The 18549-nt window shown below is 60.5% G+C and carries 19 protein-coding genes; 8 read left to right on the top strand and 11 right to left on the bottom strand.

Annotation, left to right across the window (positions count from 1 at the left end):
- Window positions 1–169 precede the first annotated feature (169 nt).
- Window positions 170–1210, top strand: a complete 1041-nt coding sequence (locus P3T20_RS28970) for a LuxR C-terminal-related transcriptional regulator (RefSeq protein WP_429288574.1) — start codon at window positions 170–172, stop codon at window positions 1208–1210.
- Window positions 1211–1611: 401 nt separating this feature from the next.
- On the opposite strand, the gene P3T20_RS28965 is transcribed toward P3T20_RS28970, so the two are convergent.
- Window positions 1612–1935: a hypothetical protein gene (locus P3T20_RS28965; RefSeq protein ID WP_429288573.1), complete on the bottom strand. Its 324-nt coding sequence runs from the start codon at window positions 1933–1935 to the stop codon at window positions 1612–1614.
- A gap of 217 nt (window positions 1936–2152) precedes the next feature.
- Here P3T20_RS28965 and P3T20_RS28960 point away from each other — a divergent pair, with 217 nt between their 5' ends.
- On the top strand, window positions 2153–3493 hold the full coding sequence (locus P3T20_RS28960; RefSeq protein WP_429288572.1) for a hypothetical protein: 1341 nt from the start codon (window positions 2153–2155) through the stop codon (window positions 3491–3493).
- 25 nt (window positions 3494–3518) lie between these two features.
- Here P3T20_RS28960 and P3T20_RS28955 read toward each other — a convergent pair whose 3' ends face one another.
- From P3T20_RS28955 to P3T20_RS28945, 3 genes are all read right to left on the bottom strand, one after another.
- Window positions 3519–4649, bottom strand: a complete 1131-nt coding sequence (locus P3T20_RS28955; protein WP_429288571.1) for a DSD1 family PLP-dependent enzyme — start codon at window positions 4647–4649, stop codon at window positions 3519–3521.
- 42 nt (window positions 4650–4691) lie between these two features.
- On the bottom strand, window positions 4692–4952 hold the full coding sequence (locus P3T20_RS28950; protein WP_429288570.1) for a hypothetical protein: 261 nt from the start codon (window positions 4950–4952) through the stop codon (window positions 4692–4694).
- 95 nt (window positions 4953–5047) lie between these two features.
- The gene (locus P3T20_RS28945; RefSeq protein ID WP_074268018.1) at window positions 5048–5923 is read right to left on the bottom strand and encodes a LysR family transcriptional regulator; all 876 of its coding nucleotides are present in this window, start codon (window positions 5921–5923) and stop codon (window positions 5048–5050) included.
- Between the two features lie 117 nt (window positions 5924–6040).
- Here P3T20_RS28945 and P3T20_RS28940 point away from each other — a divergent pair, with 117 nt between their 5' ends.
- From P3T20_RS28940 to P3T20_RS28920, 5 genes are all read left to right on the top strand, one after another.
- Entirely contained in the window at window positions 6041–6475 is a 435-nt protein-coding gene (locus P3T20_RS28940; RefSeq protein ID WP_074268017.1) for a VOC family protein, read from the top strand.
- An 86-nt stretch (window positions 6476–6561) separates the two neighbouring features.
- Window positions 6562–7335 carry a 5-oxoprolinase subunit PxpB gene (pxpB, locus tag P3T20_RS28935; protein WP_429288569.1) on the top strand — a complete coding sequence of 258 codons (774 nt, stop codon included), beginning with the start codon at window positions 6562–6564 and terminating at the stop codon, window positions 7333–7335.
- Complete coding sequence (locus P3T20_RS28930) at window positions 7332–8306, top strand: biotin-dependent carboxyltransferase family protein (RefSeq protein WP_429288568.1); 975 nt, start codon at window positions 7332–7334, stop codon at window positions 8304–8306. Before pxpB ends, P3T20_RS28930 begins: the two co-directional genes overlap by 4 nt.
- Window positions 8307–8333: 27 nt before the next feature.
- Window positions 8334–9656, top strand: coding sequence for an MFS transporter (locus P3T20_RS28925; protein ID WP_429288567.1), 1323 nt, complete (start codon window positions 8334–8336; stop codon window positions 9654–9656).
- Window positions 9657–9681: 25 nt separating this feature from the next.
- On the top strand, window positions 9682–10506 hold the full coding sequence (locus P3T20_RS28920) for a putative hydro-lyase (RefSeq protein ID WP_074268015.1): 825 nt from the start codon (window positions 9682–9684) through the stop codon (window positions 10504–10506).
- On the opposite strand, the gene P3T20_RS28915 is transcribed toward P3T20_RS28920, so the two are convergent.
- The 3 genes from P3T20_RS28915 to P3T20_RS28905 are packed head-to-tail and all read right to left on the bottom strand — an operon-like array spanning window position 10503 to window position 14478.
- Window positions 10503–11996 carry an NAD(P)-binding domain-containing protein gene (locus tag P3T20_RS28915; protein WP_429288566.1) on the bottom strand — a complete coding sequence of 498 codons (1494 nt, stop codon included), beginning with the start codon at window positions 11994–11996 and terminating at the stop codon, window positions 10503–10505. The genes P3T20_RS28920 and P3T20_RS28915 overlap by 4 nt on opposite strands.
- On the bottom strand, window positions 11989–13113 hold the full coding sequence (locus P3T20_RS28910) for a CMD domain-containing protein (protein ID WP_074268013.1): 1125 nt from the start codon (window positions 13111–13113) through the stop codon (window positions 11989–11991). Before P3T20_RS28910 ends, P3T20_RS28915 begins: the two co-directional genes overlap by 8 nt.
- 48 nt (window positions 13114–13161) lie before the next feature.
- Complete coding sequence (locus P3T20_RS28905) at window positions 13162–14478, bottom strand: MFS transporter (RefSeq protein WP_429288565.1); 1317 nt, start codon at window positions 14476–14478, stop codon at window positions 13162–13164.
- A 220-nt stretch (window positions 14479–14698) separates the two neighbouring features.
- On the opposite strand from P3T20_RS28905, the gene P3T20_RS28900 reads away from it, so the two are divergent.
- The gene (locus P3T20_RS28900) at window positions 14699–15355 is read left to right on the top strand and encodes a GntR family transcriptional regulator (protein WP_074268011.1); all 657 of its coding nucleotides are present in this window, start codon (window positions 14699–14701) and stop codon (window positions 15353–15355) included.
- Between the two features lie 70 nt (window positions 15356–15425).
- On the opposite strand, the gene P3T20_RS28895 is transcribed toward P3T20_RS28900, so the two are convergent.
- The 4 genes from P3T20_RS28895 to P3T20_RS28880 form a co-directional block, all read right to left on the bottom strand.
- Window positions 15426–16163, bottom strand: a complete 738-nt coding sequence (locus tag P3T20_RS28895; RefSeq protein WP_429288564.1) for an amino acid ABC transporter ATP-binding protein — start codon at window positions 16161–16163, stop codon at window positions 15426–15428.
- Complete coding sequence (locus P3T20_RS28890) at window positions 16141–16833, bottom strand: amino acid ABC transporter permease (protein WP_254369002.1); 693 nt, start codon at window positions 16831–16833, stop codon at window positions 16141–16143. The genes P3T20_RS28895 and P3T20_RS28890 overlap by 23 nt, the downstream gene beginning before the upstream one ends.
- On the bottom strand, window positions 16833–17501 hold the full coding sequence (locus P3T20_RS28885) for an amino acid ABC transporter permease (RefSeq protein WP_074268009.1): 669 nt from the start codon (window positions 17499–17501) through the stop codon (window positions 16833–16835). The genes P3T20_RS28890 and P3T20_RS28885 overlap by 1 nt, the downstream gene beginning before the upstream one ends.
- Before the next feature lie 85 nt (window positions 17502–17586).
- On the bottom strand, window positions 17587–18414 hold the full coding sequence (locus P3T20_RS28880) for a transporter substrate-binding domain-containing protein (protein ID WP_074268008.1): 828 nt from the start codon (window positions 18412–18414) through the stop codon (window positions 17587–17589).
- Window positions 18415–18549: the final 135 nt, after the last annotated feature.

Here is an 18549-nt window from a genome sequence, read left to right as displayed (position 1 = left end):
GGCCGGTTAATGGACGAATGCGAATTCGTTAAGTGTGTTGTATAACGAACACCGACGCGTCAATGGGCGCAGCAGGTTCTGTTTCTGTCTTAGTTCATACGAATACAGGTACGAGGCCCGCCAGGCGCAGACGCGGGTAAGGTTAACCGTTCCAAAAAAATCGAGGCTTATGCATATCATTTTCGTTGCGCCTGCCGGTCTGTTTCGCGAGGGCGTTGCGCGTCTGCTCGCCGAACTCGCGCCACGCACTGAAGTGACATGTGTGGACTACCGGACGGGCGCTTTCGACGGCGGCTCGAGCGCCGATCTGCTGGTACTGGATGGCGAGCACAAAAGCGAAGCGCTCGAAGCGCTCGACGCGTTGCGTCGCAACATTCCGCTTTTGCCTGCCCTCGCGCTGCTGAACGAGATTGGTCAGAAGACGATCGACACTTTCATTGCGGCCGGCGTGACAGGGTGTGTGAGCAAATCGGAATCCGCCGGTGCGCTGCTGGGCGCTCTGCGGATCGTGCTGGCCGGCGCCACGTACCTGCCGCCCGCGTTGCTCGCGTTCGCAAACAAGATCGTTTCGCCTACCGCTGCGCAGGCCGCGTCACGCGCCACCACGGCATCCGCCGCCAACGGCGCTGTGCTTACGCCGCGCCAGATCGAAGTGCTGGCGCTCGCGGCGCGCGGGGAGTCGAACAAGTCGATCGCGCGGCAGCTCAACATTGCGGAAGGAACCGTGAAAGTGCACCTGTACACGGTGTACAAGGCGTTGAAGGTCGGCAGCCGCGGCCAGGCCAGCATCGCGGCCGCACGGCTGGAAAAGGTTGGCGATGCACAGCTTCATCATGCGCTCGACGCTCAGCTCACCATCAAGCGGTTGCTCTCGCACCTGTCTCCCAGCCACTTCAGACGTGGCGACGTGCTGTTCCACAAGAACGCGCCGAGCGATGCGCTCTACTATATTGTGCGTGGGACAATCGGTCTTCAGGAGATCGGGGTCGAAGTGGGGGCTGGCACCATACTGGGAGAAATTGGGCTGTTTTCCCCGGACCATCGCCGCACCTGCACGGCTGTCTGCAAGAGCGACTGCGAACTGCTGATGGTGTCGGCGACCGACGCCATGCGGATGTACTACCAGGATCCGGAGTTTGCCACCTACCTGGTCCGCCTCATTACGCGCCGGCTGGAGGCCGACAAATCGCGTCCCAAGCTCACCAGCTGAACCGGTAGCCCACCTGCCCGAACTCGGTGCGCCGAGAGTCCCTGCCGATGTTGTCGGCGTACTGCAAATCCGCGTATAGCTCCGCGCGTCGTAATTGGAAATCTTTAGACACCGACGGTGGCGCTGGCGCGATTCGTATTGGACAGCATTCCCAGGTAGTCCTGCTTACTTTCCATGGATCACGATGTCGCGTGGGCCGACTGTCAAGCCACGACGCGACGGGTGTGATTTTCCCCATGAACGTCGATTCGGTCGACGAAGCAAAAGCGGAGCCGGACACGCTGCCGCCCGTGACAGGCGGCTTCGCGCAGTACGAATTCATCCCGGTCGGCCCGCTCGCGCCTCTGGGTCGGCAGATCCAGGGCAAACAGGCGTCTACACCGCCTTTACCCGGCAAGCGCTCAAGCCGCAGTCTGCTCGACTGCGTGCCGGTTCGATCTGCTTTCCTCGGTACGCAGCGGCGAAAAATCAGTGGCCTGGAGTTGAAGCGTGTCCGACCCCGCGATCGACCGTTTCGCAGTGGCTCGGGTCAGAATGCGGTTCAGGAATTGATAGAAAAGCTGGAGTTGTCTCGCGTCCGAAGCCCGCGGCTCGAGGTCGAATACATTCTCGAGCACCCGGCGCGACAGGTAGAAACGTTGAAGTCCATGGGCAATGCGAACCTGGAAGACGACGCCGTCGCCATTGTGCGGCACCGCTGCCCAACTGAGTACCTGGCTACTCATGGAGCCCCCCGTGGATCATGACCTTCAGATTAGAAGCTAGTTGATCCATACTCGCACACAGAAACGCCGGTGGATATTTTTTCAAAATTGTGACGCTGGACGTTTTGGCATTTTTACCACGGCTATGTGCTTCGACATGGCAAGCTGTCGATAACCGGAGTAAATCAGGCTGTCATCGATTCGGGAGATAAATGTGTCTACAACCCAGGCGCTTCATGTGAACGCACCTAGAGCGCAGGTGAATACGTTTGCGCGTGTGCCTTCGACGTTGCGCACGCTACGGGCCGGCATCGTCGCGCTTTGCCTGCTAGTGGCAGCCACTGGCTTCTTCACGTGGCACGCATTTCATTCCATCGTCCAGACAATCGGCTACGAATCGGAACCGTCGATCGTCGCAGCCGAGAATATCCGCGGTACGTTAAGCGATGCGCATACCGATTTCCTCAGGGCGTTTGTCAGCGCAGAAGGCACAAACGGCAAAAGCATTAGCGATTATCGTGCGGCAATCGAGCTGGCCAATGACTATCTCGTCGCCGCGTCACAGAATATTGCCTACGGCGACGCGGAACGTCAGCCGATCCTGCGCGCCCTCGACAACCTCTCCCTGTATCAGACGCTCGAAGGTTCGGCACTGGCGGATGGCGGCAATATTTACGACATACGTGCCGCCGACGACGTTATCCGGGAGCACATCATTCCAGCCGTGGATGATCTGGCGGCAGCAAATTTCGCTCATCTGGACAACGCCTACTCCGACGGCCGGACGGCCGCGCGGATATGGCTGATAGCGTTCTGCGCGGTCTCCATTGCCCTCCTGCTTCTGCTCCTCCATACGCAGCGGTATCTGCTTGCCACCTTCCGGCGCGTCATCAACCCGTGGATTGCCGCCGGTACGGTAGCGCTGGTTCTATGCGCGATTGCATTTGGCGCATGCGGAACGAATTTTCTGTCGAACATCCGGATCGCCAAGGAAGATGCGTTTGACTCGGTGTTTGCCCTGTCGCAGGCGAAAGCGTTGGCCTACAACGCCCACTCGCAGGAAAGTATCTACCTGCTCACGCGCGACAAGGACGAAAAGGCCGAACCGGCAGGCAATTTCCAGCGTTCAGCGACAATGCTGCTGACGCCGGAGCGCGCCGATATGAGCCAGTTGTCGCCCCGTGCACCCCGCCCTAAAAGCGTCGGACTGCTCAACGAGGAGCTGGACAATATCACCTTTGACGGCGAGGAACAGGCTGCACGCGCCACCGTTGCCGCATGGCTCGACTATGCCCGGATCGATAGCCGGATTCGGGATCTCGAGTCGTCCGGGCTACACAGCAACGCGGTTGCACTCGATCTGGGCACAACCGCGATGGAGTCCGAAGGCGCATTTGAGCGATTCGTGGCGACGTTAAATAAAACCACGGACATCAATCAGGATCAGTTCGACGCTGCAGTCGCGCGCGCCGCGAACGAGGCGCGCCTGCTGTGGATCCTTCTGATTCCGTTGCTGCTTGCGCCGCTTCTTGGATCGGTGGCCGGCATCCAGCAACGTCTCGCCGAGTTCCGGGAATGAACGACGTCGAAGATGAACGATCGGATCACCAACCGTAAAACCTCGGCCACTCCTCAACGTTCCCGTCCTCGACGAGCGCCTGATACACAGGATGCTGCGCGCCAGTGGCGCAGGCATGATTGGGCAGAATGCGCAGTCGCGTGCCAATCGGAAAGCGGCGGGCGATCTCGTGATCCGGCTGCCCCGTTCGAGAGATTATTCCGTGCTCCTGATTTGCTCCACTCATCAGATAGTCACCCAATACTTCACCGCTTTCCGCGCAGACAAGGCCGTAGCCAAAATCCCGCTTCTGCCGTTGGGTCCCGCGATCACGGCTCATGGCCATCCAGCCCGCGTCGACGATCGCCCAGCCTTTCTCTTCCTGATGGCCGATCACAGTCGTCAAGACACTCAGCGCAATCTCGGATGTTTCGTTGACGCCGACGTTATGCATGACCAGATCGAACAGGACATATACGCCAGCGCGGACTTCAGTCACGCCTGCGAGATTTTCAGCGGACAGCGCCGTGGGTGTCGATCCAATGCTCACCACCTCGCACGACATTTCGGCAGCGCGAAGCCGCTCAGCCGCGCGAACCGCTCCAGCACGCTCCTGTTCCGCGATACGCACGAGCGCGTCGTGCGTGTCGTATTCGTAGCTCGATCCGGCGTGGGCCATGACGCCACCAAGGCGCATACCGCTCTCAACCAGAGCTTTGCCGACGTTGATAAGCAGATCGTCGTCCGGAGCGATGCCCGAGCGATGACCGTCGACATCCACCTCGATCCATACCTCAAACGCTTCACCTTGCTCACGGCCGAATGCTCCGATGGCTTCGGCACACGTAACGCTGTCGGCAACGATCTTCAGATCGCAGCCCTTCCGGCGCAGTGCCAGCGCGCGGCCGAGTTTGTCCGGTGCCATGCCGACTGCGTACACGATGTCCCGAATGCCCGCCGCAAAGAACTGCTCCGCTTCCTTGAGCGTCGACACGGTGATGCCTCGTGCACCCGCGGCGATCTGTGCTTCAACCACCTGCAAGCACTTGGTAGTTTTGACGTGCGGCCTGAAACGCACACCGAGCGAATCCAGCCGTTGTTGCATCCGTTGGATGTTGCGTTGCATGCGTGCGACGTCGATCACTGCTGCCGGGGTATTCAGGGACTGCAGGTTCATCCGGGACTCCTTACGAAAGGCGATTCGAAACTCGCTGCCGGGCTAGCGATAGTTAATCACGTTGATGATGTCATTGAGGAACCACGGCAGAATCAGTTGCGTGTCGGGATAGCTCACGCCGACGCTGAGCCTCGGTGGCCTCGAGGTGGAGTCACCCGGCATCACACGGTCGGGCGTATGCAAAATGTAGCTATCCGTGTCGGCCGGACCCGGCTGGGCGGTTTGACTATCGACGGGTTCCGGCGTCGAGGCACAGCCGGCGATGAATACGACGAGAACCGCTGCGAAGCAAAAGGGCTTCATGATGGTGTGAACTCCAGCAACGTTACTTTCACAGTATGGCCGATGACGACGCCCGCTTCATCCGCCCACACTCACGCTTAAATGCATCTCGGCGTCTAGCGCCGGCCACTCGTCACCTCGCACAGGCACTCGGCAAACTCAGCTGCCGCGGCCTGCTCATGACGGCCGCTACGCTCGACCAGCCCGATCTCACGAAAAAACACGTCGTCATCGCCAAGTGGCAATGCGGCCACCGTATCCGGCATATAGAGCCCGGCCGCCTGCGGCACAATCGCGACACCAACGCCTTGGGCTACCAACCCGACTATGCCTTGCAATTCGTCGAGTTCAACGACGTCATGCACCGTCACACGGATCCTTCGTAGAAAGCGATCCACCAGCCGGCCGCCGAACGAATTGCGATCGTAGCGAATAAAAGGCTCCGATTTGAGCACCGAGCGCCACGGGCGAGCGGCCAGCTCACGCGGCACGAGCAAGACGAACGGTTCCAGAGTCAGCGTGCGCCACTTCAATTCGGCCGGCAGCGCGAACGGCGGTTTGATGATCACCGCCACGTCCACCTCCCCCGAGTCCACGTGAGCCAGCAGATTCAACGACACGCCCGGAATGACACGAATGCGCCAACCCGGCGAATCCTGCCTGAAGCGTTGAATGGCGCTGACCAGAAACGAACCTTGCGCCGACGCGATCGCCCCGACGCGCAGCAAGCCTGACTGCTCCGCCACACCGCCGCGATCGGCCAGGCGCGCGTACACCGAGAGCAGCTCCTCGGCCACCTCGACCGTATGTTTGCCGGCCGCATTGAGCGTCGCCGAGCGGCCGGTCCGCTCGAACAACGGATAGCCCAGGTCCTCCTCCAGACGCTGGATCTGCGCGCTCACCGCCGATTGCGTCAGCCCGATATGAGAGCCGGCACTTGCGAAAGTGCCGTAACGCACGACAGCCAGAAAGGTTTTGAGCTCTCGCATCATGGTGGGATTGATCGATTTTATTGTTGCTGAGGACAAAAATATATCGCTATTCCACTATTTTTGTCATCCCTAGACTGGTTTGCGTGGCACCACATTGAACTACCTGAGGATCCCAACATGAGCGACACCACGACTGCCGTGCCCCCCTTTCACCTCGCCTTCCCGGTGCACAGCATTGCCGCTGCACGCGAGTTCTATGGCGACCTCCTCGGTTGCCCCGAAGGCCGCAGCTCGGAAGACTGGGTGGATTTCAACTTCTACGGCCACCAGATCGTGGCCCATCTCGCGCCGGACGAAGTCGGCCATCGCCAGACGAGCGCCGTGGACGACCACGCGGTCCCGGTGCGCCATTTCGGCGTTGTATTGCCCATGGAGCAATGGCACGCCGCAGCGAAAAAACTCACGGACGCGGGCATGCAATTCATCATCGAACCGTACATCCGCTTCAAGGGCGAAGTGGGCGAGCAAGCCACGATGTTCTTCCTTGATCCGTCGGGCAACGCGCTTGAGATGAAGGCCTTCGCGAACATCGAATCGCTGTTTGCCAAGTAAGCCAATATAACCAGGCAGCAGCCCTTCCCCCTTTTACAGGCTCAAGACCCGTTTGCGGCAACGCAAACGGCTGGAGGAGTATTAACGTGAGCGCCGCGATACCCGTCAATGATGAAGTAAAACGCAGCGCGTCCGATGCAGCCGCATGGACGCTCCACGCTTCCGGCGAGCGTCTGCTGATCATCGAACTGCATGCCGGGGACCGCGTCGCCGCAAACCGCAGCGCGCGCGATTTCGCCGCGCGCATCGCGGCGGAAAACCTGCCGTACGTGACCGGTATCGTCCCGGCCATGACGACTGTCGGCATTCACTATGCGCCGCATCGGGTGCCGCTAGACAACACCAGTCTGGCACCCTATGACGCACTCGTCGAAGCGCTGAACAGTCTGTTGAAAACAGTCGACGCCACGCAAGAGGCAGCACGACGCGTGGTCGAGATACCCGTTTGCTACGGTGGCGAACATGGGCCGGATCTCGCCGAAGTGGCTCACGCCTGTGCCCTTTCCGAGCACGAGGTCATCGAACTGCACAGCGGAGCGCTCGTGGACGTGATGATGCTCGGCTTCGCTCCAGGGCATCCCTACCTCGGCATGCTCGACACCAGACTGAGTCCCGCGCGGCGTGCAACGCCCCGCACCTCTGTCGCCCCAGGTTCGATCGGTCTCGCTAACCGGCAATCCGTGATCTATCCGCTGACGTTGCCCGGCGGCTGGAATCTGATCGGACGGACCCCGCTTGCACTGTTCGACCCGGCGCGAGAAGCGCCTTGCCTTGTCAATGCAGGAGACCAGGTTCGCTTCGTGCCGATCACGCCAGAGCAGTTCGAAACCATCAGTCACAACGCAGGAGCGGCGCGATGAGTATCGAAGTCATCAAGCCCGGTGCGTTGAGCACCTTTCAGGATCTCGGTCGGACTGCTTATCGGCACCTCGGCATCCCCGTCAACGGCGTGATGGACGAGCGCGCGCATCGTCTCGCCAATGCACTGGTCGGTAACCTGCCGTCTACCGCGACGCTCGAGATTACGTTGATGGGCCCGACGCTTCGGTTTCACGAAGACGCGGTGATCGCGCTCAGCGGCGCGGACCTCGGCGCTTTGTTGAATGGCGAGCCTCTTCCTGTCGATCATATGGTTGCGGTTGCGAAAGGAAGCGACCTTTCGTTCGGCAAGCGCAGCTTTGGGACGCGTGCATACCTTGCGGTGCGCGGTGGATTCGTCTTCGATCAGGTGATGGGTAGCGCCAGCACCTACACGCGCGGCGCTTATGGCGGCCACGCAGGACGTCCATTGAAAAAAGGCGATGTGCTTTCTTTGAGTCAACTGGCACCGTCCAGCAAGCTGGCAAAGCTGTCGCAAGCGGCGCGAAGCCTGTGCCAGGCGTTCGACGATCAGGTTGCGTTGCCGCCCGATTCGCCCATACGGGTGATTCGCGGTCGTGAGTGGTCCTGCTTTTCATCGCACGCCCAGCAAGCGCTCGAGGCTGCGCCGTATCGGATCTCGCCGCAGTCGGACCGGATGGGTTATCGACTCGAAGGCGAGAAGCTCGAGCTGACGGCGCCGCGCGAAGTGATATCGGAAGCGGTCGATTTTGGTTCGATCCAGGTTCCCGCCGACGGCCAGCCAATCATTCTGATGGCAGACCGCCAGACGACCGGCGGCTATCCGAAGATCGGCCATGTTTGTGCAGTCGATCTGCCGCGGCTCGCACAAAAGATGCCCGGCGAGACCATTCGCCTCACGCTCGTCGACCTGGGTACCGCCCAACGACTGATGTTGTCCCAGCAAAGAAGCTTCGCAGCACTAGAGCAGCTTTGTGTGGCGTCAAGCTGACTACCCCCCACTCTGGAACCGATGATCATGCCGAACGCCTCAACTGCACACTTCGAAACAGACGCGACGCCTTCCGCATCGGCGACGAGGAGTGCCGCTCGCAAGGCAGCGCTTGCCGCGGCCGCCGGAACGGCAATCGAGTATTACGAGTTCGGTGTTTATGGATACATGGCATCCATCATCGGCCCGCTGTTCTTTCCAGCAGGCAACGGCACGGCCGCCCTGCTCTCGGTGCTGGCGATCTTCGGCACGGCCTTTCTGATGCGCCCGGTAGGCGGTATCGTACTTGGACGCCTCGGCGACAAGGTAGGACGCCGTAGTGTCCTGATCGTGACAGTGATCGGCATGGGCGTCGCCACCGGAGCGGTGGGTGTGCTGCCCACTGCGTCTCTCGTGGGAGGACTCGCTCCCATCGCACTCCTGATGGTCCGTCTCGCGCAGGGCTTTTTCGCCGGCGCTGAGGTGACCGGTTCCGCAGCGTACGTGGCGGAATGCGCGCCGCGCGGCCGGCGCGGTTTCTATGGCGCGGCGACGCCGGTGGGTGTGGCGATTGGCGGCGCACTCGCCGCAGCCGTCTGCGGCTTGACGAGCGGCTTCATGAGCAGCGCGCAGCTGCACGACTGGGGCTGGCGCATTCCGTTTCTGATGGCGCTCCCGCTCGTACTGGTTTCGGCTTACGTGCGCAAACGCATCGAAGAATCGGCCGTGTTCAGGAAGACCCTCGAACAGAGCAAACCGGTCAAAGCCCCACTGAAAGAAGTCTTCACGCACCACCGTGCGGCGATGCTCAAGGTCTTCCTGATTTCGTTTGGACAGAATGCCGGGTACTGGGTGGGCTTTGTGTTCATGAACATCTACATGATCACCTACCTGAAGTACGACAAGACCAGTGTGTATTGGCTCATGTCCTTGGTCAGCCTCTCGATGGCCGTGCTGATGCCCGTATGGGGCGGCCTGTCCGACCGCATTGGACGCCGCAAAGTGCTGGCCATCGGCTTCGCTGCGTATATCGTGCTGGTCTTTCCGATGATGATGCTGATGAATCACCAGAACATCGGCCTCGCGTTCCTCGCGATGTTTATCGTGGCGCTGCCGATGCCGATCGTGCAATCGGTGGGCTACCCGACCTACGCGGAGCAGTTTCCAACCCGCGTCCGTTATACCGGCACCGCGTTCAGCTTTAACTTCGGCGCGATGCTCGGCGGCGGCGTGACGCCCTATATCGCCACCGCGCTGATCGGCTCGACCGGCAACCTGCTGAGCCCGGCGTTCCTGCTGGTCGCGGCCGCATTGATCGGTCTTTTGACGCTCACCAGGACGCGCGAAACTGCGTCGGAGTCGTTGCAGTAGCGCGGCCGGATCGGGAGTGAGCTTCATGGAACGTCTCAAGCGCAATTCACCTGAAATCTCGCCGACGCCTGCATGGGCGCTGACTCCGCAAGGCGCACGCGCTGGAATCCGTGCGGGTTTCAATGGCAACACGAGCGGCATGGCGCCGGGCTACGCGCAAGGCAATCTGGTCATCCTGCCGCAATCGTGGGCGGATGACTTCGCGGGCTACTGCCGGGCCAATCCCACGCCTTGCCCGCTGATCGGCATGACACGGGCCGGCACAAGCCTCGTCCCCATGCTCGGTGACGACGTCGACCTGCGCACCGACTTGCCGCGCTACCGGGTATGGCGCGATGGCGTCCTCGCAGAAGAGCTCGATGACATCTCCACCCTCTGGCAGGACGATTTCGTCGGCTTTGTGCTTGGCTGCTCGCTGTCATTCGAGCATGCGCTGGAAGTGGCCGGTTTGCGCGTACGCCATGTCGACGAGGGCAAGGTCGTCCCGATGTATCGCACCTCTATCCAGACGCAACCGGTTGGACGGTTTCACGGCCCGATGATCGTGTCGATGCGACCCTACACGCCGCAGGAAGCAGCGATTGCATATGAGGTATGCGGCGGGCTGCCCGGCGCGCATGGTGCCCCCGTCCACATGGGCGACCCCGCGGCGATAGGAATCCGCGACGTGGCCGTTCCGGACGAGGGAGAACCCACCGAGATCCTCGACGGCGAGCAGCCCGTGTTCTGGGGCTGTGGTGTGACGCCGCAGGCCGCGACCATCGAGGCGCGGCCCCCCATTTGCATTACGCACGCGCCGGGCTACATGCTAGTCTGCGATGTGCGCGTGGAAGACCTGGTTCTTCTTTAGGACGCCTTTGCTTGAGGCGCGACGTCCAACGAACGCTGTTCTTCATCCGCGTCGGTCCATTCGTCGCCGAACAGCTCCGGCTTGGCATAAGCCTGCAACGCCGCGTAATGCTCGTCGCAATCGTCACAGAACATGCGTGAGACGATGCCTTGTGCGAGCCGCTCGGCTCCGATGCTCACCGCCGGAATATCGCCCGACAGCTTGCCCTGACTGGCGAGCGCGGAGTAGTTGAAGAGGTGAATGCGGCCCACTGACGGACAGCTTCCCGCGACCTTTTCCTGACACTCGAACGCAGCACCAAGATAAGGCGAATTGGCCAGTTCGTGGTTCGGTCCTTCCTGCGAGGCGTCGAACGCATCCTTCCAGAGCCGGATGTTGCCGGCCACCGTCGCAAGCTCTGGGCGCACCTGCAGGTCTGTCGTGAAGCCCGTGGCGAAGATGATGAAGTCGAGCGTATAGCGGCCATGCGGTGTCTGCACCACCAACTCGTTGCCCTCTTCGACCACATCTTCAACCGGGCTGCCCAGGTGGAAATATGCCTGCTCATGGCGTGAGACCCGCAGCGTGCTGCTGCGCGGAGGCGGGGTCTGGGTCGCCATCGCATAGCTATTGAAGCGCCATTTCCAGGCGTCGGGTAGCGACGCGAAGCCGTGCGCGAGACCCGGGCTGGAGACACCGGTCAGCTTGTTGATCCGCGGCAGGTCCTTGCGCCGGATAAACATGTCCAGGCGCGCGGCGCCCGCCTCCAATGCGGTCGCTGCATTGTCCATTGCGGAAGCGCCCGCGCCTACCACGGCCACGCGCTTGTCGCGCAAGGCGGCGAAGTCGATTTCGTCAGCGGAGTGTGCCCAACGCTGCCTGCTCAATTTTTTCGCCATCGCCGGGACCTGTGGCTGCCCGCCGCCGTCGCGCCCCGTGGCAAGCACGACATGGCGCGCCAGCACCCGTTCTTCTCCAGTGGGCGTCGCCAATGTCACTTCGAGTACGCTATTCGCGGGCGTTGCAGGACGAATTGCCAGTACCGTCGTCTCGCTTTCGATTTCAAGGCCCAGTACGCGTCTGTACCAGACCAGATAATCCATCCACTGCACACGCGGAATCTTGTCGAGCGACTGCCAGGCATCTGTGCCGAACTGCGCTTCGTACCACGCTCGAAACGTCAGCGCCGGCAAGCCGAGACAGGGGCCAGTCAGATCTTTAGGCGAACGCAGCGTTTCCATGCGTGCGAAAGTAATCCACGGTCCTTCCGTGCCCAACGGCGCCTTGTCGACGATGCGCATGTTGTCGACGCCAAGCAGCTTCAGTGCTCCCGCCGCAGCAAGGCCACACATGCCGCCGCCGACGATCAGGACATCGGTCACGGCAGCACCGTCAATCGTTCTGCGCGGCGACCAGCCTGCTGGCGGCAGGCACAGCCACTGCAGATCTTGTGCTAGCCGCGCCTCCAGGTCATCGAGCGAGGCAAGGCGGGTCAAGGCGGATTCACGCATGACCCGCCCCTGCTTCGCTGCCGTCCCGCCGGTTGGGAAGAATGGGTGCGCCAAGCGTTTGCATCAGACGGTTTGCCCACGCAAAAATAGCCACAGCGTGCGAATAGTCGAGGATCTCGCCGTCGCTCATGCCTAGCGAGCGAAGCCGCGTCACGTCGTGTACACCAAACTCACCGGACTCGAGCGTCAGCCGGCGTGCGTAGCGCATCAGTTCGCGCTCCCGCTCGTTTGCGCCGCCGCTAACGGGATCGGCAAACACGCGTGTGACGAGATCCGACTCCTTCGTCAACTGATTCAGTCTTTGTGCATGCACGGATGCGCAATACGGGCAGCCGTTTAAGGTGGAAACAACTAGTGCCCCCAGTTCCCGGTCGGCGCGCGACAGTCCGCCCGGCGCATACATGATGGCGTTATACGTGCCGCTACGTTGCCGCAGTACCGCGGGATTGTGAACGAGCGTCAGGTAGTAAGGTGAAGTGCGGGCCGTCGGGCCGCTTTCGTCGAGGACCGCCAGTTGATCGGGCGTGGCCGTGGCGAGATCCACCGGCGTGAGCCACGATGCCCATTCGATCGGCTCGGCGGTAAAGCCGCTATGACGAACGAAATTCCTAGAGCCACTCTTCGCGGTTGCCGCCGCACGTTCGACGCCGGCAAGCGCACGCACCGTGAGAATCAGACGTGCCTGAAACGATACATAGCCGATCAGTTGCGAAAGCGTGACGATTTCGTACTCCGTCATACCCACTGCGTTCAAGGCGTCGAGCGCAGCTTGATCACACGATGCCGGTGCCGACGTTACGCGCGTGGTGTGTTCAAACACCGCTTTTTCCAACGCATCTTCTTTGGCGTCCGTATCGAGCGGCTCAATACACTCAAGCGCGTCAAGATAAAAACGCGCCAGCCCTGCTTCCTCGGTCAACGCTGCGACCTTGGCGGCACATAAGAAGCGCAGACGCAAATCGAAGTTGCCGGGTTCGTCGACAAACAGGGCATCAAACGTAGCCTGGATAAAGTCGACGATCTTCGGCCTATGTTGCCGGATGTCCCGCGCGATCTGCGGATTTGCCGGATCAGCGATCTGGTCGACGACATCGCCGTCTGGATGATGGTTACTCACACTACACTCCTTTTAAGCTTCGTTCTGATCTGACTTTTACGCTGGCCTTCACGACTCAAGCGTCCCAAGCTGAGCCGTCGCGGACTCGTCCCGCGATGGGCGTTTCATAAAAATTACCGATATCAGCCCCAGCGTCAGTCCAATCATCACGTAGAACACCGGCGCTAACGGCGAGCCAGTCAGCTTGATCAGGCCGGTCACGAAAAACTGCGCAAAGCCGCCGAAAATCAGCACTGCCACGTTGTTGACGATCGCGAGAGACGTGGCTCTCGTTCGCACCGGGTACAGTTCTGCAAGGGTCGTGCAATAGACGCCGAGAAAGGTGGCACTAAACACGCCCGCAATCACCTGAGTCAGCAGCAGGCGCTCGATTGAGGGAGCGGCCGTCACCCACGCGTACAGCGGATACAAGGTCACGAGATAGGCCCCTAACGACGCCAGCAGAAGCCGTTTCCTGTCGAAGCGGTCGGACGCCGCGCCAGCAATAGGCACCACAATCAGCATGACGATGGCCGCAATCATCTGCACCATGAAACTTTGTGCAAGCGGCAAGTGCAGCACCTGCTTCGCGTAGGTCACCGTATAACCGAACGTGACATAAAACGACACCGCACTGGCGACGACCATGCCCATGCCGATCAGGTACCTCGCGCCATGCTGTTTCAGACCAGCGCTCATGGCCGTCGAGCGCGTTTTGGCGCGGCTCAGCACCTGGGTGAAAACACTCGACTCCATCACACTGCGGCGCATGTACAGCGCAATCGGCACGATCACGAGGCCGACCGCGAAGGGAATGCGCCAGGCTCCGGCCGCCTGTTGTTCCGGTGTAAAAAGCTGCGTGATCAGCATGCCGAGTGCGGCACCCAGAACCTGTGCCATCAATTGCCCGGTGATCTGCCACGAACCGAAGAAGCCGGCCCGGCCTGGCGGCGCGAGTTCGATCAGAAACGCGGTCGAAGTGCCGAACTCACCGCCCACCGAAAATCCCTGCAAAAGGCGCGCAATCAGCACAATCAGAGGTGCGACGACACCTGCGCTCGCATACGTCGGCGCGAACGTGATCATCAGGACGGAGACGGCCATGATAAACATGCCGAGCGTCATGGCCGCCTTGCGGCCGCGGCGGTCGCCATAAAGCCCAAGCACGATGCCGCCGACCGGCCGCATGAAAAATCCCGCACCGAACAGCGCCGTTGTGAGCAGGATGGCATTGAGCTCGCTTCCCGGTATGGCTGAATTAACCGGGAAAAACAGCTTGCTGATTACCGGCGTCATCACCGCGAACACGGTGAAGTCGTACCACTCCATCGCGTTGCCCAACACCGCAGCGACCACACCGCGTCTACTGCTCGATCGTGATTCCATCGGTTCGATTCCTTGCTGTGATTTGCAGGGCAGGCGCTAGCATGCCGGCCTCAGCGGCTATTTTGCCTTGAAACAAAGCCTTTCAGCGAAAGTCTGTCGACAGCAGGAAGAAAGAAAAAATTGAACGGACAGAAAATCTCCATGCATTGCGCCCGGCGGGTAGACTTGCGTATATCCGCATACACTTCGTATACTTAACATATAACTTCAGTGAGAGCGCGTGAATACTAATTCCACCTCCAGTCCCGAGAAGCTCGGCGAACTGGCCTATCAGACGCTGCGCCGCATGATCCTTGACAAGGCGTTGCGCAGCGGTGGTCCGGTCGTCGAAGGTCGGCTCGCCGAAGAACTCAACATCTCCCGCACCCCGATGCGCGAGGCTCTGCTGCGGCTCGAAGGCGAAGGCCTGTTGGCGCGCGCCGGCGCGCGCTCCTATTCGGTGCGCTTCGTCAGCGCGCAGGAATACTTTCAGGCCATGAAAGTGCGCGAACTGCTCGAAGCGGAAGCCATCGGGCTCGCAATCGGCAAGATCGACAAGAAGCTGGTGCATCAACTGGTGAAGAAGATCAAGGCGCTCAGCAGCGGCCAGCAGGAACAGGCCCACTGGCAGCTCGACGATCAGGTGCATACGATGATGGCGCGCGCAAGCGGCAACGATGTGCTCGCCCATATGATCGACCTGGTGCGCACGAACAGCCGCCTGTTCGAACTGGTCACGCCGTTTAACCGTATCGAGGAAGATCGCGCCGAGCATCTGGCGATTCTTGAAGCGTATCTGGCGGACGACGCGGAAGCGGCGCGTACCGCCGTGCGTACGCATCTGCAGAACCTGCGCCGTTTCGTGCTCGACCGGCTTGCAGAAGGCACGTATAGCTGAGAGGCTCAACAGCGCATGAGCGCTGCACGCGCGGGATTGTGTGCAACTTCCGTACTGCTTGCGTGCCGCTTCAGTGCCGCAAAATCTTCCCGACAAATTCCCGCGTGCGCGCTTCCTGCGGCGCATCGAATAGCTGCTGGGGCGTGCCGGTCTCAATCACGTGACCGCCGGCCATAAACACAACCTTCGACGACACTTCCCGCACGAAGCTCATTTCGTGCGACACGATGAACATCGTGATGCCATCAGAAGCGAGTTCACGGATCGTGTCGAGCACTTCATTGACGAGCTCGGGATCGAGCGCAGCGGTCACCTCATCGAGCAACAGCACCTTGGGCTTCAACGCGAGCGCGCGCGCAATCGCCACGCGCTGCTGCTGACCGCCCGACAATTCGTCCGGATAGGCATGCAAGCGGTGCGCGAGCCCCACACGCGTCAGCAGATTGATCGCATTCTGCTCGACCTCGGCGCGCGGCCAGCGTTTGATCTTGGTCGGCGTGATCATCACGTTGTCGATCACGGTCATGTTCTGGAACAGGTTGTACTGCTGGAACACAATCGCGATGTCCAGACGCAGCGCACGAACAGCGGTCCTGTCCGCATAATTCACCTCGCTGCCGTTCAGATGCACGCTGCCGTGCTCGGGCTGCAGCAGCCCCATCAGGACACGCAGCAAGGTGCTCTTGCCCGACCCTGACGGTCCGATCAGGCTGACAATCTCGCCCTTCTCGACGGACAGGTTGATACGCTCCAGTACCGTGTGCGGACCATAGGAGGCTTTCAGGTCAACGATTTCGAGTTGAGGCAAGATTCTTCTCCAGGCGCTTACCTAAGCGCGACAGGGGATACGACATCAGGAAGTACAGCGCCAGGATGCTCCCGTACACGAGCGTGGCGGAAAAACCCTTGTTGCTGAGCACCTTCCCCGCCGATGTGAGTTCCATCACGCCGATCTGCGAGGCAAGCGCCGTGTCCTTGATGAACATGACGAAGAAGCCGAAGGTGGGCGGCAAGATCACACGCCACGCCTGCGGCACGATCACGTAGCGCAGCGTTTGCAGATAGCTGAAGTTAAATGTGCTGGCGGCCTCCCACTGATTGACGTGAACCGACTCCAGGCCGCTGCGCACGATCTCGCCGAGATACGCCGCGGCAATCAGGCAGACGCTGATCAGCGCAACCGTGAAAGTCGACAGGTTCGCGTTGAGCGCCTGGCTGGCAAAAAACACCAGCATCAGCGTGACGAGAAACGGTACGCGCCGCAGCAGCAGGCAGTATGCGAACATCAGCGCGCGCACTGGCGCCATCGCCCGCGAGCGCGTCACGCGCAGGACTGCCACCGCAAAACCCGCAACGAATCCAGCCAGACAACCGATTACCGACAACACGAAGGTCGCGACCAGCCCTTCGAGCAGCAACAACAGGTTGTAGTACGAAAACAGGCCAGCGAGTTGCATCATCATCGAAGAGCCGGCCATCAAAACACCCTGATCTTCGCGCGGCACACATGGCGGCCGAACATCGCAAGCGCGAAAGTTGCCAGCAGCGTGATCGCGATATACATGACGGCCGCCACGCTAAACGCTTCGACCGACAGGTACGTTTGCGAGCTGATGTTATAGGTGCGCCCCGTCAGTTCCTCGACGCCGAAGATCGAGGCCATCGAGGTACCTAAGGTCATGACAATGAACTGATTCGACAGAGGTGCAAACATCACTTTCACTACGTGTGGAAAAATCACATACCGCACGATCTGCGGCGTCGAAAAGCCCAGTACTTCCGCAGCCTCGATTTCCGTCCACCGTACCGATGCGAAACCGGCGCGCTGGATTTCACACAGGTAAGCGCCTGCATTAAACGTAGCGCCGATCAGAACCGCGGAGTACGGCGACAGCGTAATGCCGATGTCGGGCAACGCGAAAAACAGGAAAAAAATCTGCACGAGCTGCGGGGTATTGGTCGCAAAGCTCACATAGGCGGTGACAACACGGCGCAAAACGGCCGGCCCGTACCGCAGGACCGACGCGCAGACAAGTCCGATCAGCATGCCAAAAGCGAACGCCAGTACTGCGATCTGCAGGCTGAGCCACGCGCCGCCCAGCAGATACGGCCATTGCTCGAGGATGGGCCCGAACTGAAGCGTCATCTAATCAGCACTCCTTGAAACGAAGTTGTGCAGCGCCCGTTGCAGTAAAACCGCAACGCGCGCTGTCAGTGACGCGAAGCAAAGCTTATTGCGCTGCAACCGCAGGCGGCGCAGCGGTCGGATCGTACAGCATCGGGCTGCCAAACCACTTCTTCCAGCTTTCCGCCACAAAACCGTTCTTCTGCAAGACGCCGATTTCCTTGTTCAGACGCTCGGTCAACGCGGTATTCCCCTTCTTGATGCCGATACAGTCGTAGTCCACTTCAATCGGTGCGTCGACGACACGCCATTTCGTCGGGTAGCTTTTCGTGAAGCTCAGCATGAAATCGAGCACGTCGATCAGCGCGTCGGAGCGGCCCTGCGCAATCGAGCGCACCGCGTCGGGATAGTTGTCCAGCAACAGCAGTTGTGCCTTCGGCAGCTTGTCCTGAATCAGCTTGACCGGTGTCGTGCCGCGCACCTGCACGAGCCGAACCGACGGATCGTTCAATTGCGTCCAGTCCTTGTACGGCTTGTCTTGTGTGGTCAGTACACCGAGCACTTCAGTATTGACCGGGTCCGTGAAGTCGATCACTTTCAGCCGGTCGGCGTTGCGCGTCATACCGCCCATCACCGCGTCGATCTTGTCGGACATCAGAAACGGCACGCGGTCGGCCGAGCCAACCGGCACGATTTCCAGTTTGACGCCCAGCGAATCCGCAATCTTCTTCGCGATGCTCACATCGAAACCGTCGATATTGTTCTTGGCATCATAGACGCCAAGCGGCGGCAGGTTCGGGTTGATACCGAACACAATCGTCTTCGAGGCAAGAATTTCGTCCAGCGTGCGGGCGCTTGCATCGAGTGAGCCAAGCAGCGCGCAGGCCGCGAGGCCAGCGGCAAGCATGCGGCTCAGGGTGATCGAGGGTTTCATGCTGTAACTCCGTGAGAGGGGCGGCTAGGTGTGGGAAGGCTCGGTCGAGGCGTTCGCAGCGCCACTTGTTTTTGGCGACTTTGCGTATACGTATCGTATACGTTAGTATCAAAGCATCGCCTAAATTACTTGTCA

The sequence above is a fragment of the Paraburkholderia sp. GAS206C genome (genome assembly GCF_050435645.1).
Classification (GTDB): domain Bacteria; phylum Pseudomonadota; class Gammaproteobacteria; order Burkholderiales; family Burkholderiaceae; genus Paraburkholderia; species Paraburkholderia phenazinium_B.
The sequence above is the reverse complement of the archived record's forward strand: the minus strand, read 5'-3'. Positions and strand labels throughout refer to the sequence as shown.

Bases quoted from the DNA above. Each gene is read 5' to 3' on its own strand.
- P3T20_RS28970 (WP_429288574.1), top strand. From the start codon at position 170: ATGCATATCATTTTCGTTGCGCCTGCCGGTCTGTTTCGCGAGGGCGTT.
- P3T20_RS28965 (WP_429288573.1), bottom strand. From the start codon at position 1,935: ATGAGTAGCCAGGTACTCAGTTGGGCAGCGGTGCCGCACAATGGCGAC.
- P3T20_RS28955 (WP_429288571.1), bottom strand. From the start codon at position 4,649: ATGAACCTGCAGTCCCTGAATACCCCGGCAGCAGTGATCGACGTCGCA.
- P3T20_RS28950 (WP_429288570.1), bottom strand. From the start codon at position 4,952: ATGAAGCCCTTTTGCTTCGCAGCGGTTCTCGTCGTATTCATCGCCGGC.
- P3T20_RS28945 (WP_074268018.1), bottom strand. From the start codon at position 5,923: ATGATGCGAGAGCTCAAAACCTTTCTGGCTGTCGTGCGTTACGGCACT.
- P3T20_RS28940 (WP_074268017.1), top strand. From the start codon at position 6,041: ATGAGCGACACCACGACTGCCGTGCCCCCCTTTCACCTCGCCTTCCCG.
- P3T20_RS28930 (WP_429288568.1), top strand. From the start codon at position 7,332: ATGAGTATCGAAGTCATCAAGCCCGGTGCGTTGAGCACCTTTCAGGAT.
- P3T20_RS28925 (WP_429288567.1), top strand. From the start codon at position 8,334: ATGCCGAACGCCTCAACTGCACACTTCGAAACAGACGCGACGCCTTCC.
- P3T20_RS28920 (WP_074268015.1), top strand. From the start codon at position 9,682: ATGGAACGTCTCAAGCGCAATTCACCTGAAATCTCGCCGACGCCTGCA.
- P3T20_RS28915 (WP_429288566.1), bottom strand. From the start codon at position 11,996: ATGCGTGAATCCGCCTTGACCCGCCTTGCCTCGCTCGATGACCTGGAG.
- P3T20_RS28905 (WP_429288565.1), bottom strand. From the start codon at position 14,478: ATGGAATCACGATCGAGCAGTAGACGCGGTGTGGTCGCTGCGGTGTTG.
- P3T20_RS28890 (WP_254369002.1), bottom strand. From the start codon at position 16,833: ATGGCCGGCTCTTCGATGATGATGCAACTCGCTGGCCTGTTTTCGTAC.
- P3T20_RS28885 (WP_074268009.1), bottom strand. From the start codon at position 17,501: ATGACGCTTCAGTTCGGGCCCATCCTCGAGCAATGGCCGTATCTGCTG.
- P3T20_RS28880 (WP_074268008.1), bottom strand. From the start codon at position 18,414: ATGAAACCCTCGATCACCCTGAGCCGCATGCTTGCCGCTGGCCTCGCG.